The organism is Plantactinospora sp. B5E13, from assembly GCF_039871775.1.
In the GTDB taxonomy this organism is placed as follows: Bacteria; Actinomycetota; Actinomycetes; order Mycobacteriales; family Micromonosporaceae; genus Plantactinospora.
The window spans coordinates 1-1,166 of record NZ_JBDPLT010000108.1 but is presented as its reverse complement, the minus strand read 5'-3'; the positions used below and the strand labels follow the sequence as shown (position 1 = coordinate 1,166).

2 protein-coding genes are annotated in these 1,166 nt (G+C 68.0%); one reads left to right on the top strand and one right to left on the bottom strand.

The features are described from left to right. On the bottom strand, window positions 1–634 hold a 634-nt coding region (locus ABGB05_RS36880; RefSeq protein WP_347658668.1), incomplete at its 3' end, for a DUF899 family protein. Window positions 635–771: 137 nt separating this feature from the next. Between ABGB05_RS36880 and ABGB05_RS36875 the strand changes: the two genes are divergently transcribed. Further along, window positions 772–1,166: sigma-70 family RNA polymerase sigma factor (locus ABGB05_RS36875; RefSeq protein ID WP_347658667.1), on the top strand; the 395-nt coding region annotated here is incomplete at its 3' end.

Sequence of the window (1,166 nt, the reverse complement as noted above, 5' to 3'; positions counted from 1 at the left end):
CCCGCGGCCAGCCTTCAGGCGAGTTTTCCCAGTTCTCTTGCCGGCCGTACACCGTGAGGTCCAGGGCGTGGTAGGTGGTCATCAACGCCTCCACGCCCCGCCCGGTGGTCCAGTAGGTTTCGTAGACCTCGTCGCCGTCGCGCAGGTAGCACGCGATGAACCCGAAGTCGCGACCGTCGGCCAGAGCCGGGTCGGAGTCTCTCGCCGAATACCAGGGGAACCTGTAGCCCATGAACTCCGCGAACGGGGCACTTTCGTCGTAGGGACCCTGGCAGAACACGGCGTAGGTGACGTCCCGAGCGTGCAGGTAGTCCAGCATCTGCAGGTGACAGGTCGAGAAGGTGCACCCCTCACACTGATGCTCGTACGGTTTGCCGTCGTGCCACATGTGGAAGTAGGCGATGAGCATCCGGCGGCCCTCGAACACCTCCACCAGTGGGGTGTCCCCGCCAGGGCCCCGCACCGTCACCGTCGGCATCAGGGTCATCGGCAGCTGACGACGAGCGGCTGCGATCGCGTCTCCCTCGCGGGTATGGGCCTTCTCCCGGACCAGCAGTTCGTTGCGCTCGCGCAGCCAGGTCTCCCGGTCGACGACCGGGGGCGCGGCGGCGGTGGACGCGGGGGTTGCCGTCATGGCTGTCTCCTTCGTGGAGTGGGGTTCGGTCACAGGTACAGACGACCGAGTCGGCGATCGTCATCGGTGACCGATGACGGATGGGGTCCGCGGTCGTCAGTACGGTGGTGAGGCCCACTCAGCCCCGGGGAGATCACATGTCCGACTCGCCTGACGAGCCGGCGGTCTGGCTGCAGCGCGCCTTCGACGAGCACCGGCGTGAGCTACACGTGCACTGCTACCGCCTCGCCGGGAACGTCACCGACGCGGACGACCTGGTGCAGGAGACCTTCCTGCGTGCCTGGCGGGCTCGCGACCGCTTCGAGGGTCGGGCGTCGGCGCGCACCTGGCTCTACCGGATCGCCACGAACGTCTTCCTCGACAGCCGCAAGGCGGCCGGTCACCGGACGGTACCGTATGGTGACCCGCTGGAGTGGTCCACCGAGCTCGGTCCCTATCCCGACGCCCTGCTGGCCGACGATCCGCAGACCGGTCTCGCCGCCCGGGAGACCGTCGAGCTGGCCGTGATCGCAGCGCTCATGTACCTGCCGCC